We start from the raw sequence: 551 nt of genomic DNA, 5'->3' as shown, positions 1-551 counted from the left end.
AAGAAAGGCTACGTCGAGAAACGAGGCAAGATTCCGATTTCACACAAGCTGATTGAGAGACCCTCAGCAGCTAATATACGTTCTCGCATTGGTGACTGGGAGCTTGATACTGTCGTTGGCCGGGACGGTGGTGACGTTCTGGTCACTATGATTGACCGACGTAGCCGATTGTTATTAGCGCAAAGAGCCACAGGTAGGAAGGCTTTGCCCGTGCTTGAAACATTGAAAGCAATGTTCGCAAAGATCCCACATGAAATTCTGCATACAGTCACTCCTGATCGAGGAAAAGAGTTTGGACGGCATGGAGAGCTCACGGACCAGTATCAAGTGGAATTCTACTTCCCAATCCCCACGCACCTTGGGCTAGAGGAAGCAACGAGAATACAAATGGATTGATCAGGGAATATATTCCCAAGGGAACAGACATCGCTACGATCACAGACGAAGAAATCAACCGAATGGTGTGGCAAATCAATACCCGGCCGCGCAAGATGTTCGGATGGAAATCTTCACTGGAAGTCTTCTGGTCAGAGATGTTCCACTTAGCTTGA

At 48.3% G+C, this 551-nt stretch carries 1 pseudogene; it reads left to right on the top strand.

Annotated features, from left to right (window positions below):
• Nucleotides 1-551 (top strand): annotated as a pseudogene (locus JCM17471_RS13180) (IS30 family transposase); the annotation flags it as partial.

It is taken from the genome of Lacticaseibacillus saniviri JCM 17471 = DSM 24301 (assembly GCF_001311785.1).
Lineage (GTDB): Bacteria > Bacillota > Bacilli > Lactobacillales > Lactobacillaceae > Lacticaseibacillus > Lacticaseibacillus saniviri.
This window is presented reverse-complemented; position numbering and strand designations above follow the sequence as displayed.